At 52.9% G+C, this 14,041-nt stretch carries 12 protein-coding genes; 6 read left to right on the top strand and 6 right to left on the bottom strand.

The annotated features are described in order from the left end of the window. The first annotated feature begins 311 nt into the window (after positions 1-311). On the top strand, positions 312-1,733 hold the full coding sequence (locus tag C8N40_RS10460) for a lipopolysaccharide biosynthesis protein (RefSeq protein ID WP_108211709.1): 1,422 nt from the start codon (positions 312-314) through the stop codon (positions 1,731-1,733). On the opposite strand, the gene C8N40_RS10455 is transcribed toward C8N40_RS10460, so the two are convergent. Continuing rightward, positions 1,723-2,943 carry a glycosyltransferase gene (locus tag C8N40_RS10455; protein ID WP_108211708.1) on the bottom strand — a complete coding sequence of 407 codons (1,221 nt, stop codon included), beginning with the start codon at positions 2,941-2,943 and terminating at the stop codon, positions 1,723-1,725. The genes C8N40_RS10460 and C8N40_RS10455 overlap by 11 nt on opposite strands. A 190-nt stretch (positions 2,944-3,133) precedes the next feature. On the opposite strand from C8N40_RS10455, the gene C8N40_RS10450 reads away from it, so the two are divergent. Then, positions 3,134-4,012, top strand: coding sequence for a GNAT family N-acetyltransferase (locus C8N40_RS10450; protein ID WP_108211707.1), 879 nt, complete (start codon positions 3,134-3,136; stop codon positions 4,010-4,012). 49 nt (positions 4,013-4,061) lie between these two features. Then, positions 4,062-4,391, top strand: a complete 330-nt coding sequence (locus C8N40_RS10445; RefSeq protein ID WP_281259512.1) for a DMT family transporter — start codon at positions 4,062-4,064, stop codon at positions 4,389-4,391. Position 4,392: 1 nt separating this feature from the next. Here C8N40_RS10445 and C8N40_RS10440 read toward each other — a convergent pair whose 3' ends face one another. The 5 genes from C8N40_RS10440 to rsfS all read right to left on the bottom strand — a co-directional run bounded on the left by C8N40_RS10440 (position 4,393) and on the right by rsfS (position 9,208). Then, the gene (locus tag C8N40_RS10440) at positions 4,393-5,223 is read right to left on the bottom strand and encodes a hypothetical protein (protein WP_108211706.1); all 831 of its coding nucleotides are present in this window, start codon (positions 5,221-5,223) and stop codon (positions 4,393-4,395) included. Further along, positions 5,213-5,983 carry a UDP-2,3-diacylglucosamine diphosphatase gene (locus tag C8N40_RS10435; RefSeq protein WP_108211705.1) on the bottom strand — a complete coding sequence of 257 codons (771 nt, stop codon included), beginning with the start codon at positions 5,981-5,983 and terminating at the stop codon, positions 5,213-5,215. The genes C8N40_RS10440 and C8N40_RS10435 overlap by 11 nt, the downstream gene beginning before the upstream one ends. Further along, positions 5,967-6,620 carry a LutC/YkgG family protein gene (locus C8N40_RS10430; protein WP_108211704.1) on the bottom strand — a complete coding sequence of 218 codons (654 nt, stop codon included), beginning with the start codon at positions 6,618-6,620 and terminating at the stop codon, positions 5,967-5,969. Before C8N40_RS10430 ends, C8N40_RS10435 begins: the two co-directional genes overlap by 17 nt. A gap of 11 nt (positions 6,621-6,631) precedes the next feature. Further along, the gene (ftsH, locus tag C8N40_RS10425; RefSeq protein WP_108211703.1) at positions 6,632-8,761 is read right to left on the bottom strand and encodes an ATP-dependent zinc metalloprotease FtsH; all 2,130 of its coding nucleotides are present in this window, start codon (positions 8,759-8,761) and stop codon (positions 6,632-6,634) included. A gap of 72 nt (positions 8,762-8,833) precedes the next feature. Beyond that, complete coding sequence (rsfS, locus tag C8N40_RS10420) at positions 8,834-9,208, bottom strand: ribosome silencing factor (RefSeq protein ID WP_092101979.1); 375 nt, start codon at positions 9,206-9,208, stop codon at positions 8,834-8,836. Positions 9,209-9,259: 51 nt separating this feature from the next. Here rsfS and C8N40_RS10415 point away from each other — a divergent pair, with 51 nt between their 5' ends. The 3 genes from C8N40_RS10415 to C8N40_RS10405 all read left to right on the top strand — a co-directional run bounded on the left by C8N40_RS10415 (position 9,260) and on the right by C8N40_RS10405 (position 13,957). After that, positions 9,260-10,009 (top strand): biotin--[acetyl-CoA-carboxylase] ligase, encoded by a 750-nt coding sequence (locus tag C8N40_RS10415; RefSeq protein WP_108211777.1) that lies wholly within the window; start codon positions 9,260-9,262, stop codon positions 10,007-10,009. A 302-nt stretch (positions 10,010-10,311) separates the two neighbouring features. Continuing rightward, entirely contained in the window at positions 10,312-10,881 is a 570-nt protein-coding gene (locus C8N40_RS10410; protein ID WP_108211702.1) for a T9SS type A sorting domain-containing protein, read from the top strand. Between the two features lie 127 nt (positions 10,882-11,008). Continuing rightward, positions 11,009-13,957: a glycosyltransferase family 117 protein gene (locus C8N40_RS10405; protein WP_108211701.1), complete on the top strand. Its 2,949-nt coding sequence runs from the start codon at positions 11,009-11,011 to the stop codon at positions 13,955-13,957. The last annotated feature ends 84 nt before the right edge of the window (positions 13,958-14,041 follow it).

Genomic DNA, 14,041 nt, shown 5'->3' with positions numbered 1-14,041 from the left:
CTCCCGTGCTGCACCCGCCGTTGCTTTTGCAGCCGCCCGGTTTGGAACCGGTGCTGCATCCGCCACTAGAACATGAACTACATCCCACAATTGTATCTCCTTTATATAGCTAGGCTAATTCTTGTTTTCAAAATCAGTAATCAACAAATATACTAAAAATTTAGGCTTTTGCTTTTGTGCCTCCTAAAAGTACAAGTATGGCAACAACACTACGAGGGCAATGGTGCCGCGTTGCTCTGAAAGTAATGGAGCTATTTACGAAAAAAGTCTCAGAATGCTACCCACTGCAAAATAAAGTATAATTTTAACCGATGCTTCGGAAGTTACTCTCTCATGCGGCGATTTATGGGCTGGCTGCGCAATTACCGCGTGTGGCCGGGGTGTTAGCCCTACCTGTTATCACCCCTTACCTCACCACCACCGACTACGGTGTGGCAGGCGTTGTAACGGCCTACGTCACGGCGCTTGGGGTGGTGCAGTCGCTGGGGCTGAGCGTGGTATTGGGCAATACGTTTGTAAAGCACCCGACGCGGTATAAATGGGTGTGGCGGCAGGTGCATGGTTTTTTCATACTATGGTCGGTTGTATACAATGCTGTGCTCACGGCTGTATTATACTTTGGCATACCCGACGATGCCGCTGCCAACCGATGGGAAATCATACTGCTGCAGGTTGTGCCGGCCTTTCTCCTGAACCATACTATCTTTTTTGGCGGTTTTCACTACCAGATGCAACAGCGTCCCCTCCTGATTTCCATACAGTCTTTTGTGGTTGGGTCCCTGACGGTGGCGCTGAATATCTACTTTATTGCCCATCTGCGCATGGGGTACATGGGGTGGTTTTATGCGGGGTTTGTAGGAATATGCGTTAGTTTCCTGTTTTATGTATATCCCGTTTATTGGAGAGAGCAGCTGTGGCCTGTCTTTCGGTTTAAGTTGCACCGCATTAAATCTTCCCTTTTGGTGAGTGTACCCACCATTCCGTACCATCTGTCTTCCTTCCTGCTCGATGCGTCAGACAGACTGGTGATGGACGTGCTGCGGGTACCTGTGCAAAGGATAGGTTTTTACAACATTGCCTCAAGCTTTGGTTTATACTTCTCGGGGGCGACATATGCCGTTGAGCAGGCAGCAAGGCCTATGTACCTGGCCCTATATGCCGGTCCGTCTGAGCAGAAAGGGCAGCAGGAAGTATGGCGGACCACCCTTATACTACAGGTGCTGTTCCTGACGGTGACCTCACTGGTCGCGCTTTGGATGAAGGAGGTTTTTAGACTTCTGATCCGAAACGATGAGTTGCGGCAAGCCTACCCCTTGGCTATTATCATCCTGATGGGCTATAACTACCGACCCATGCACTTAGCAGTTGAAAGTATACTTGCCTATAAGGAGAAAACAGGAGAACTGTGGAAAATTTCTTTCGTGGCCGGAGCAGGTAACGTGCTTTTAAACCTCGTGCTTTTACCAGTATATGGAATTAAGGCTGCCGCCTTTACCACTTTCGCCGCGCTCATGTACATGGGGTATAGTGGCTTTTACCTGAAGAGCGTTACAAAACTGATGAAGGTGAATTTTTATCCCGCCTATTGGCTCTCTGCGACTGTTGCAATGTTAGTGGCCGTATACTTTGCTGCAGATGTATCTGCCGTTATAAAGGCTTTTATCTCAGGAGGAATTATACTTGTCGGAGGTGCATCACTATTGCTTCTAGGCCGCAGAAAGTTTACGCCTTAGTGTTTTTGCCTTGTATAATCTCGTGATAAAGGTCAAATAGTCTCGGAACTACAGCCTGGGTGGAGAAGCGTCGCAGAAAATCCTCTCTGATAGTATCGCTGTCATACTTATGGCGGTGCGTCATGATGTGCTCCATAGCCTGCGCAAGCTCTGTTGGATTGTCTTTCTCTACCAACAGGCCGTTGGCAGGAGTTACAGTAGCCTCAGGACCTCCGCACTTGGTAGCAATAATCGGTTTTCCGCAGGCAATGGCCTCCACATACACGATTCCCATAGACTCGTACTGGCTGGCCAGTACAAAGGCATCGCACTTCTGAAATTCCTGTAAGGCTGTTTCCCGATCAGTATCTCCAAGCCAGGTAAAGTGCTCTGCTATGCCAAGTTCAGCGGCTAGCGCCTGGCAACTCTGTAGAAACGGACCTCCTCCACCCATCCTGAACGTTACATTTTTATACTTTCTGAGTAGTTCACCTGCTGCCCGTACCACCACGTCAGTTCCCTTATTAGGCGCAATGTATGAGAGTGAAAAGAACGTGTAGGACTCCGGCTCAGGCTGTTTTTCGTGCGCAGGGATAAAAATCTTTTCGTCTACAAAGTTGGGAATCACTTTAATGTTGTCGATACCCTGCCTGTGCATCATCTCCGCCTGAAAAGGGCTGACAGCAATGTTCACGGCCGCTTTAAGGTAAGGAGCTTTGTAGTAACTGGTTAACTTTCCCTTCTTGTTTGTTGTGTGTTTCCAAGGGAAAGGGCCCATGTGCTCAGTAAGGCAGAAAGGCTTTTGCAGTTTCTCAGCTACTTGCATGGCTATAATACCTGCCGGGTAGCCCACATGCGCATGAATAAGATCGACAGGCCCATGCTCTGCTTCGAAAGTTTTAAGATTCCTGATATTTGCTTGAAAAATGTTTCGTGTATTCCCATTCAAAAACTTTCTTGACCAGGTAAAGGTAGGGCTGTGGTATACTTTTAGGTTGGGGAGAAGCTTTGTGTGGTATGGAGCCCGATCTGCTGCTAAGATTTTCTTCAGGTTTCGGAAATAATCTTTTGTCCATAAAAGATACTCCTCCTCCTGCTGCCCCCATATACTGACACCCATATTAACGGAGGGGTAGTACTGACAAAAAGCTTCGATCTGCTCCTTTATCATGGTCCCACTGAGAGGGCGGTCTTTGGATGGAAACCAGGATGGGATTACGAATACGTTCATACAAGGAGCTTTTGGGGTAGAGCCTTCAGATGGAAAGTATAACTTTGCTTTGCAAAGGTAGCTGTTTTTGAATAGGGTTGCTTATGCTTCCTATGGATGATGTACAAGCATAATCGAAGCATCCCGTTATACTTACGCTAGCCTTCTTCCCGTAAATGCTATCAACATCAGTCTTATTATAATTTACCCCATGCTCAACCTCCGCCTCTCCTTCCTTACCCCGCAGGACCTGCCGCAGGTGCGGGAGACTTTCCTGAAAGCCTTTGCCGACTATGTGGTGCCGGTGCAACTGAGTGAGGAACAGCTGAAGGACAAGGTGGAGCGGGAGGGGATTGTGCCGGCGTTTTGCGTGGCGGCCTTTGATGGGGAGGAAATGGCGGGGTTTATACTTACGGCCTTAGGCGATTGGCAGGGTGAGCTAACGGCTTACAATGCCGGCACGGGCGTGGTGCCAACGTATAGGGGGCAGGGCCTGACGCAGCAAATGTATGCTTTCCTGCTGCCAAAGTTGCGCAAAAGCGGGGTGAGGCAATGCCTGCTGGAGGTGATTGAGGGAAATGCGCCCGCACTCAAAACCTATGAGAAAATAGGCTTTCGCATCACCCGCTCCCTTAGCTGCTTCCGGGCGCTGAAACAGGACTTGCTTCTAGAAGCCTCTCCTCCTGTCGGGATCAACATCCTGGAGGCGGCACAACCGGACTTTGCTGCCCTCTCTAGCTTTTGGGACGTGAAGCCAACCTGGCAGAACAGCCTGGAGGCGCTGGGCAGAAGTATAAACCAGTCCAGAACACTGGAAGCCCGCGCCGCAAGCGGGGAGGTGGTTGGCTACATCTCAGTTTTCCGGAAAAATGGGGCGGTGGCGCAACTGGCCGTAAGCCGGGAGTGGCGCGGAAAAGGCATTGGCACAGCGCTTCTGCGGGCGGCAGCGCAGCAGGTGGAGGCCCCCTCCCTGATGTTTATCAACATTGAAGACACTGCCCAAAGTACGATCTCTTTTCTGCAGGGCCGCAACATCACCCTGCTCCTAAGGCAGTACGAAATGCTAATGCCTATACCGGAGAAAGTATAGAAATGGGGTATTTACGTACCTTTGCGGCTTAACTAAAAAGGAATTACCTATGAACATGGCATGGTTTTACCTGATCCTGGCCGGGATTTGCGAGGTTGGCTGGGCTTTCGGGCTGAAGTATAGCGAGGGGTTTACCAAAATAGGCGTGAGCGTGGTAACCGTTGTGGTGATGATTCTGAGCTTTATACTGCTGGCCCAGGCCATGAAAACGCTGCCGCTGGGTACCGCTTACGCCATCTGGACTGGAATCGGGGCAGCCGGCACGGCTATACTGGGCATCTTCTTCCTGAACGAGCCGCGCGACTTTATCCGCATTATCTGCATCCTGCTGATTATTGCTGGTGTGGTGGGGCTGAAGGTTTTCTCCGGCGAAAAGTAAGCTACTCCAGGGAGTATACCTCCACCGCGTTTTTGGTGAACAGGTATAACTGCTTGTCGCCTACCAAAGCTGAGATATACACCTGCTCCTGCGGCAGCTCCAGCACACGCTCTTTGGTGGAGTACAGGTCGAGGAAGTATAGCTTGCCCTCCTTTACAAAGTATAACTCGTTGTTGCGGAAGCCGATGTGGCGCAAGCCATCAATGGGAATCCTTTTTTTATAGTTGCCCAGGTTGTCGAAGATAAGGATGCCGCTGTTGTAATCGAGCAGGTACACCAGGTTCTGGTACTCGCGCAGCTGGCGCACATCAAACTGCTCCTGGCTCAGCAGCAGGTTCAGTGGGGTTTCTACGGATAACTGCCGTGTGCTTGGGTCCAGCTTACCCAGCGACAGCCTTGTCTCATCAAAGAGCCAGTAACCAAGGTCACCGGCGGGGGCGGCTACTTTGGCCGTGCCTTCGTACTGTAGGTTCAGCAGGCCGGTGGTGCTGATGGGGCGCAGAAAGCGGTCCAACAAGGTGATTTCCTGACTTCCCTCATAAAAGAGCATAATCTTCATCGGGTTCCAGGCGTGGATGCTGCTGATGCGGCCACGGGCGGGCGGGGAGTAGGTGTCCATGGGCTGACCGGCAGGGTTGAGGCGCAGCAGGTTCTGCCGCTCGTCCAGGAGGTAGATGTTGCCGTTGCGGTCCTGAGAGATGGTGGTGGTGGAACTGATGCTGATACGATGGCTAAAGGAAAGCACGGGCGCCAGCAGGGTATCCTGCGCCTGCGCCAGTAGCGGCGTTAGCAGCGCCAGCCAAAGTATGAGTATGGTTCTCCTAGTCTTCAAAGGTCTTCAGTTCCAGTTTATTTCCGTCATACACGCCGTAGGTGCAGAAGTTTACCCACTCACCCAGGTTCACATACAGGGCATTGTCACCAATCGGCATCTCCAGGGGCAGGTGGCGGTGACCGAACACGTAGTAATCGTGGTGCTGCCGCTGTTCCACTTCCTGGCTATACTGCACCAGCCACTCCCGCTCCCCGAAAAACTTCTCGTCCTTCTCCACATTGCTGATGCGGCTGCGTTTTGACCATGCATTAGCAATTCCTATGCCGGTGTTGGGGTGGATGCGGGCAAAGAGCCACTGGCACATCTTGTTGTCAAACACCTTCTTGAGCACCTTGTAAGTATGGTCGCCGGGGCCGAGGCCATCGCCGTGGCCGATGTAAAAGGATTTGCCGCCGATGTGGGTGGAGATAGGCTCGCGGATGATGGGGATATTCAGTTCCTTCGGGAAGTAGTCAAACATCCACATGTCATGGTTTCCCGTGAAAAAGAGGACGGGCAAACCAGCATCCGTCAGCTCTGCTAGCTTGCCCTGTAAGCGCACGTAACCTTTCGGGATGGCGTGTTTATACTCAAACCAAAAATCGAAGATGTCGCCCAGCAAAAGTATGGCGGCGGCGTCCTGTCTGGCCATCTCCAGCCAGCGCACTATTTTCTTCTCGCGGGCCAGGCTGCTTTTGGCATCAGGCACACCCAAATGGAAATCGGAAGCGAAGTATACTTTTTTACCTGGCGCTAACTCGTTAATGCGGAAGGTCATCAATCAGGAATAAGACTAGCTGCTTGGGGCCATGGGCGCCCATCACAAGGGTTTTCTCGATGTCGGCGGTGCGGCTGGGGCCACTCACCAGCGATACCATCGACGGGAAGTTCTCTTTATACTTGTCGCGCACGCGCTGCAGGCCATCTTTGATGTCCGGTACCAGCTGGCTGGCTTTGGCGATGACCAGGTGCGTGGCGGGGTAGACGCTCAGGCGGCGGCCGCCGGCGTTGGCCGAGCTCACCAGTATACTTCCGGTGCGGGTAATGAGTGCCTCGCAGGTGGTAAGTCCGGCCTCTGCCCCTTGCACAAAGGCTTCCTCATCGGCCACAAAGTCGATGCCTGCCTGATAAATGGCTTTCTGCAGGTTGGGCTCCCAGACGTAGAGGTGCTGCAGCTGCTGCTCTTGCTTGTACACATAGAGCTGGTCAAAGAAATCCTCCTCGTTCTCGCAGTATACAAACACCCCCGCGTTCTTGATGAAGTTCTCCGCAAAGACTATCGACATGTCCTCCAGCGGCACTACCTGGTGCAGCGGCGAGGAGAAGTCTGGGGTAGGAGGCAGAAAAGGCGCCGACTTAGCCAGCGCCTCTCTCACTCTTCTTAATACAATTTCTTTCGATTTTGCTTCGTACATGCCTGTTTAAATCAAGCTGTTTTCGAGTTTACGTTATCGTGCTCGGCAGTAGGGCTGCCGTTATTCCCGATAGGGGTGCCTGGCACGCTGCCCTGATCTTGCTCCGGGTGCTCTGTCTGGCCAAACTCTACCGGGTGCTGCTGCTCTACCTCGCTCTTTGTCTGGCTGCGGTCAGTGCCTGCCGTATGGGCCTGGTAGGTAGTCAGGGTATCAAACGGACGCTTGCCAACCAGGCGCTCCAGGTCGCTCTGGAACAGGATTTCTTTCTCCAGCAGCTCCTGTGCCACTACCTCCAGCTCACGGCTTTTATCAGTAAGCAGTGCTATGGTACGGTCGTAGGCAGCCTTTATCAGCAGGCGCACCTCTTCGTCGATGGTCTGGGCAGTGGCCTCAGAGTATGGCTTGCTGAACGTCATCTCAGACTGCTTGGAGTCGTAGAACGACACGTTGCCAATCTTGGGGTTCATGCCATACATCGTCACGATGCTGTAGGCCATCTTGGTGATACGCTCCAGATCGCTCAAAGCGCCGGTCGAGATTTTACCAAACACGATTTCCTCAGCGGCGCGACCACCCAGGGCCATGCACATCTCATCAATCAGCTGTTCGGTGGTGTACAGGAACTGCTCTTTCGGCAGGTACTGCGCATAGCCCAGCGCGGCTACACCGCGCGGCACGATGCTTACCTTTACCAATGGGTCGGCGTGCTCCAGGAACCAGCCGGCAATGGCGTGGCCTGCCTCGTGGTAAGCAACAATTTTCTTCTCCTCAGGGGAGATGATCTTGTTCTTCTTCTCCAGACCACCAATCACGCGGTCTACGGCGTCGTTGAAGTCCTGCTGGTCTACCGCCTTTTTGTTGCGGCGAGCAGCTATCAGGGCAGCCTCGTTACACACGTTCGCAATCTCAGCACCGGCAAAACCAGGAGTCTGAGCGGCCAGTTTCTTTGCGTCCACATCCGGAGCAAGGGTAAGCGGGCCAAGGTGCACGTTAAAGATCTCGGTACGACCGTTGATATCCGGCTTGTCGATGCTGATCTGGCGGTCGAAACGGCCAGGGCGCAGCAGGGCAGAGTCCAGGGTATCAGGTCGGTTGGTGGCGGCAAGTATAATTACGCCAGAGTCGGTGGCGAAACCGTCCATCTCCACCAGCAGGGAGTTGAGGGTGTTTTCGCGCTCGTCGTTGCCGCCTGGTGTGGCGCCGCGGCTACGGTGGCGGCCAATGGCGTCAATCTCATCGATAAAGATGATACACGGCGCTTTGGCCTTGGCCTGCTTAAAAAGGTCGCGCACACGGGCGGCACCCACACCCACGAACATCTCCACGAAGTCGGAACCCGACAGGGAGAAGAACGGAACGTCGGCCTCGCCGGCTACAGCCTTCGCCAACAGGGTTTTACCGGTTCCCGGAGGGCCTACCAGCAAAGCACCTTTTGGTATCTTACCACCAAGTATGGTAAATTTAGACGGGTTCTTGAGGAACTCCACAATCTCCTGCACTTCTTCCTTCGCTTCTTCCAGGCCGGCCACATCCTTAAACGTGATCTTTACCTTGTTCTCCGCGTCGAAAAGGGCAGCCTTGGACTTGCCGATGTTGAAAATCTGACCACCTGTTCCACCGGATGTTACGCGGCGCATCAGGAACCAGAAACCAAACAGCAGCAGGATCAGGAAGCCCCACTGGAAGAAGAAGTCAGCAAAGCCGGTGCGTGTCTCCGGGGTAAGCGGCACGCGCTGCTCGCGCGGCACGTTCTCCTGCAGCTTGTCCAGGTCTTCCTTGAAAGACTCAGCCGAAATTACCTGGAAGTGGTAGTGCGGCCCCTGCTCCATGGTGAGCAGGCCACGGTCGCCCAGCTCGGTTTTATACTTTTCGTTCTGAAGCGCTTCCCTGTCCAGGTACACTTCCACGGTTTTGCCGTTTACGATGGTGAGTTTGTCCACATCACCGCTCAGCAGCATCTCCTCAAAGTCGCGCTGTGTGGTTTCTCTGGAGGAGTTGCTCTTGTTCAGGTAGGTCAGTCCGAAGATCAGCAGTATCAGCACGGCCAGCATCCACAGCTGCATGGTAGGGCGCGGAGGCGTGTTCGGGATGATAGGCTTTTTCTTCTTGTTGTTGCCTTTATTGTTATTCTTTTCTGCCATTGATAGTTAGGTATCGATTGTATGGGTAACAAGGGGGTGGCTACAAAAGTTTAGCCCACGCCCGATGCGTTTTTAGACAGACTCCACGTGCTTGAACTTGGCGTCGCCCCAAAGCTCCTCCAGCGCGTAGAATTCTCTCTTTTCTTTCAGGAAAACATGTGCTACTACGTCCACATAATCCAGCAGCACCCACTCTTTGTTAATGCGGCCCTCTGTTTGCCACGGATGCTGGCCGGTCGCCTTGTATATTTCTTCCTCAATGGAAGAGGCAATCGCATCGAGTTGCGTGTCGGAGCTTGCGGATGCTATTACGAAGTAATCTGATACAGCGTTTTTAAGTGATTTAAGGTCCATCACCACAATATCGGAAGCTTTCTTCTCCTGCATGCCCTTCACTACCAGCTCTGCCAATATGTCGGAAGTAGCCTCAACCTTGGTTTCTTTCATTTGTGCTCTTTAAATTTGATGTACAAAAGTATTAAATTCTCCTCTAATTATATGTTGCCTAATACGCTGTTTGTAGGCCAACAGCTGCTTTTTATCGCCAGCTGTGCATCCACTAACTCAGAGGCTCAGCAGCTTCTTATCAAAAATGAAGCCACAGAGGGCTGCACCGTGGTTACGCACCGGCAGACGCAGGGGCGGGGGCAACGGGGCAATTCCTGGGAGGCCGAGCCGGGCCAGAACATCACCCTCTCTGTAATTCTGTCACCCTCGTTTCTGGCTGCGCGCCAGCAGTTCTACCTCAACATGGCCGTGTCGCTGGCCGGGCTCGACCTGCTGCGCGAACAAGGCTTGCAGCAGGCACGCGTTAAGTGGCCGAACGATTTATTTTTTGAAGATAAGAAACTTGGCGGGATTCTGATAGAAAACACTGTAAATAGTCATGCTTTGCAACACAGTATCATCGGGATTGGCCTGAACGTGAACCAAACGCACTTCGCATCTTCAACGGCAACTTCAGTGGCTAACGTATGCGGCCATACTTTGGATCTGGAGAAATTAACCGTCCGCCTGCTCGAACTGCTGGAGAGGCGCTACCTGCAGCTGCGCGGCGGCCACACCGCCCGCCTGAAGTATGAGTACCTGCAGGGGCTATACCGCTACCAGGAAGTGCACCCTTTTAGAATTGGCAGCGAGCAGGTGCAAGGGCAGATACAGGGCGTGGATGAGGCTGGTAGGCTGGCCGTGCAGATAGGGCAGGAACTGCGGTATTTCGACCTGAAGGAAATTGCCCATGTGCTATAGACTGGCAACAGACCGGCCGGCATGCTTGCGCGGCAGGTTTCTGCCTCCTGCTTTTATACTCCTTATACTTTATACTTTCACCTCCCCTGGGCTCCTCATGTTTTTTAAGTTAACACAGGCTTCTGAAGTATAAAAAGGAATAATTTTTGTGAAGGCTGACCGGTGTGTAATTGTTGTAACCGCCGCGAGAACGTTTACAAATATTTTTTAAATTTAATTTACAGATTTGGCTTTTTAGGCTATCTTTGGTTTGAAAAATCGGAATTGTAGTGGCTAAACTATAATATCTAAGATGATACTGTATGAGAATTTTTACTAAACTGATATTAGTGACCACCCTTGTAAGCGCGCATTTTGTGAGCTTTGCAGGGGTTACCCCAACCTATAAAGGCGGCAACACCCTCTGGAAGCTGATGCCTGAGAAGGCGGCTAACCTGCCAATTTCTGCCAACAATGCCCGCCCTGACTTTGTGGACAAGGACGACCATTCCTGCTCTAAAATATATGCCTCGGCAGTGAGCCAGGTGTTCCATGTGGTGGAAAAGAAGCAGAACAAGAGCATGTATGCCAACATTACCCTGGCCGCTTTTGCCCCGGGCAACGACATCAAGCCAACGCTGCCCTCCATCAACGCCTATCCAAACCCATCGCGCGGTTTTACCCGGCTGGCGCTGACGCTTCCCGGTAACGATAACTATAAGATCCGCATCTCCAACACCATAGGCAAGGTGCTGGCCGTGCAGGAAGTAGCCCCATCCGAGAGAGCGCGGGTAGATCTGGATTTGTCCAGCCTGCCGTCCGGCGTATACTTCTACAGCCTGTTGGTAAACGGCAAGACCGTGGAGACAAAGCGACTCGTACTACAGAAATAACTTAATCCTTCGGGAGCAGCATAACAGAAAGCCGGCCACATCGTGCCGGCTTTTTTATTACAATCTTCTAAAATTAGCCAGCCCTTTATATTAATTTATTATTTTCGGGGCTGAATCAACAAACACTATGACGGATTATCGGAAGGTAAATAACCTCGTGGGCTGGGGCGTGTTCCTAATCGCCACTGCCGTGTATGTACTTACACTGGAGCCAACCGCCAGTTACTGGGATGCTGGCGAATTTATTGCCTGTTCCTACAAGCTGCTGGTGCCACACCCACCGGGGGCGCCGTTTTACCTCCTGGTAGGCCGGCTGTTCTCTATGTTCGCCTCCGACCCGACCCAGGTAGCCTGGTGGGTCAACCTGCTATCCGCCATCTGTAGCTCCCTTACTTCCCTGTTCCTGTTCTGGACCATTACCATTCTGGCGCGCAAGGTGCTCGTAAACCAGGGGCAGGAGCCAACAGCAGGCAATGTGTGGCTGATCATGGGAAGCGGCGTGGTAGGAGCGCTTGCCTATACTTTCTCCGACTCAGCCTGGTTCTCGGCGGTAGAGGCAGAAGTATACGCCATGTCCTCCTTCTTCACGGCTATTGTTTTCTGGGCCATGCTGCGTTGGGAAATCAAAGCAGGCGAGGCGCACTCTGATAAGTGGCTGATCCTGATTGCTTACCTGGTAGGCCTCTCCATCGGTGCCCACTTGCTCAACCTGGTAACGATTCCGGCCCTGGCGTTTATTTACTACTTCCGCTTATACAAACCAAGCTTCTGGGGAGGCGTTATCGCCTTCGCCATCAGCGCCGTTATTGTCGTGACCATCCTTTGGGGCGTTATCCCGGGGCTGCCGTCGGTGGCTGGCTGGTTTGAGGTGCATTTTGTAAACGACTTCAAGCTTCCGTTCGGCTCTGGCATCATTTTCTTCCTGATCCTGTTTGTGGGGGCGCTGGTGTACGGCATTCTGTACTCTATCAAGAAGAACAACCGCATCCTTAACACGGCGCTGCTTAGCCTGGCATTCGTGCTGATCGGCTATTCGTCTTACCTGATGATTCCGATCCGCTCGTCTTACGAGCCGACCATTGACGAAAACGACCCGGACGACATCATGTCCTTTGTGTCTTACCTGAAGCGGGAGCAGTACGGCGATCGTCCGCTGCTGTTCGGGCCGCAGTATAACGCGCAGCCAGTGGACCAGAAAGAAGGGGCGCCGCGCTACGTGAAGGGCAAAGACAAGTATATTGTGGCCGGCAAAAAGATAGAGCCTGTTTACGCCTCCAAGGATAACGTGTTCCTGCCGCGTATCTACAGCGACCAGCCTGTGCATATCTCCGCTTATAAGAAGTGGGTTGATCTGCGGGAAGGCCAGACGCCGACCTTTGGCCAGAACATGAGCTTCCTCATTAACTACCAGCTCGGGTTCATGTACTGGCGCTACTTCCTGTGGAACTTCGTAGGGCGCGAGAGTGATATCCAGAATGCGGGAGTGCTATGGTTTGGCAAGGACGACCCGAATGCGCCGTCGCGCGTGCTGGAGAGCAAGGCCCGCAACTGCTTTTACCTGTTGCCGCTGCTGGTGGGCATCATCGGGCTTATTTACCATGTGCGCAAAGATGAGAAGGATGCCTTTATCATCGGCCTGCTGTTCTTCTTTACGGGTATGGCCATCGCCCTGTACCTGAACCAGCCGCCGGTGGAACCGCGCGAGCGGGATTATACTTTTGCCGGCTCGTTCTATGCCTTCAGTATCTGGATTGGCCTGGGGGTAATGGGACTGGCAGAGCTGCTGGGTAAGGTGCTGAAGAGCCACGCCGGCCGTGCTGCGCTGGCAACTGTGATTGGCCTGCTGGTGCCGGGTATTATGGCTGCCGAAGGCTGGGACGACCATGACCGCTCTGACCGCTACCACTCCGTAGATTCGGCCAAGAACCTGCTGGATTCCTGCGCGCCGAACGCTATACTTTTCACCAACGGCGACAACGACACCTTCCCGCTGTGGTATGCCCAGGAGGTAGAGGGTTACCGTACCGATGTGCGCGTGGCTGTACTCAGCTACCTCAACACCGATTGGTACATCGACCAGATGATGGACCAGGCCTACAAGTCTGATCCGTGGCCGCTGACGCTGGGAATGGAAAGCTACCGCCAAGGCACCAACGATTTCCTGCCCTACATGGAGCGTCCGCAGGTGGCCGCCGGCATCGACCTGAAGCAGTATATCAACCTGATAAAGCAAAACCACCCGGCCCTGCAGGCGCAGTACACGAGCGGCACCCTGCTCACCATGCCAACGCGCAACTTCTTCCTCAACGTGGACAAAGAGAAGGTGGCCGCTATGGACATCGTGTCGGCAGACCGCGAGGATGAGATTGTGGACCGCATGCAGTGGACAATCACCAAATCGCTGCTGGAGAAAAAGCACCTGGTGATACTGGATCTGCTGGCTACCAACAACTGGGAGCGCCCGATCTACTTCTCTACTACTGTGAACAGCGCCGACTTTATTGGCCTGTCTGACTTCTTCCAGCTGGAAGGCCTGGCCTACCGCGTGGTGCCGGTTAAGGCTACGGAAGAAGAGGGTGGCAACGTGAACAAGGAGGTTATGTATGAGAACCTGATGAAGAAGTTCTCCTTCCGCAACTTTGACCGTAAGGACATCTTCTACGACGAGAACTACTACCGCTTCTCGGCCAACGCCAGGGATAAGTTTGCCACCTTGGCCGTAGCCTACCTGGAAGACGGCAACGAGGAGCGCGCCAGGGAGATTGTGGAGCACTGCTTTAAGGTACTGCCACTGGAGACGGTGCCTTACGACTACTATACGCCACAGTTCATCCCGATTTACGAAGCGCTCGGCGAGAACGAGAAGGCTACCGAGCTGCTGGAACTCATGGCGAAGGAGTCGCAGCGGGCACTGGATTATTACTTTGCCGAAGGCCCTCTGTTTGAGCAGGAGATACAGGTAAATATGATTATTATGCAGCAGCTGGTTGGCGCTGCCCAGCAACTGGGCGAAGATGAGCGGGCTGCGCAGCTGGAGCAGCAGTTCAGGCTATACTTGCAGCGCATGAGACGCTAAACAAAATTCAACTATAAGCAGTACAAAAACCCGGATTGTCTTATGTCAGTCCGGGTTTGGCTTTTGTAAAGAATCATACTTATA

The sequence above is a fragment of the Pontibacter mucosus genome, from assembly GCF_003054055.1.
Classification (GTDB): Bacteria; Bacteroidota; Bacteroidia; order Cytophagales; family Hymenobacteraceae; genus Pontibacter; species Pontibacter mucosus.
The sequence above is the reverse complement of the archived record's forward strand: the minus strand, read 5'-3'. Positions and strand labels throughout refer to the sequence as shown.

Excerpts from the sequence above, each read along its gene's own strand:
- C8N40_RS10405 (WP_108211701.1), top strand. The coding sequence starts at position 11,009 with ATGACGGATTATCGGAAGGTAAATAACCTCGTGGGCTGGGGCGTGTTC.
- rsfS (WP_092101979.1), bottom strand. The coding sequence starts at position 9,208 with ATGAAAGAAACCAAGGTTGAGGCTACTTCCGACATATTGGCAGAGCTG.
- C8N40_RS10415 (WP_108211777.1), top strand. The coding sequence starts at position 9,260 with ATGTTGCCTAATACGCTGTTTGTAGGCCAACAGCTGCTTTTTATCGCC.
- C8N40_RS10460 (WP_108211709.1), top strand. The coding sequence starts at position 312 with ATGCTTCGGAAGTTACTCTCTCATGCGGCGATTTATGGGCTGGCTGCG.
- C8N40_RS10445 (WP_281259512.1), top strand. The coding sequence starts at position 4,062 with ATGAACATGGCATGGTTTTACCTGATCCTGGCCGGGATTTGCGAGGTT.
- C8N40_RS10455 (WP_108211708.1), bottom strand. The coding sequence starts at position 2,943 with ATGAACGTATTCGTAATCCCATCCTGGTTTCCATCCAAAGACCGCCCT.
- C8N40_RS10430 (WP_108211704.1), bottom strand. The coding sequence starts at position 6,620 with ATGTACGAAGCAAAATCGAAAGAAATTGTATTAAGAAGAGTGAGAGAG.
- C8N40_RS10410 (WP_108211702.1), top strand. The coding sequence starts at position 10,312 with ATGAGAATTTTTACTAAACTGATATTAGTGACCACCCTTGTAAGCGCG.
- C8N40_RS10450 (WP_108211707.1), top strand. The coding sequence starts at position 3,134 with ATGCTCAACCTCCGCCTCTCCTTCCTTACCCCGCAGGACCTGCCGCAG.
- ftsH (WP_108211703.1), bottom strand. The coding sequence starts at position 8,761 with ATGGCAGAAAAGAATAACAATAAAGGCAACAACAAGAAGAAAAAGCCT.
- C8N40_RS10435 (WP_108211705.1), bottom strand. The coding sequence starts at position 5,983 with ATGACCTTCCGCATTAACGAGTTAGCGCCAGGTAAAAAAGTATACTTC.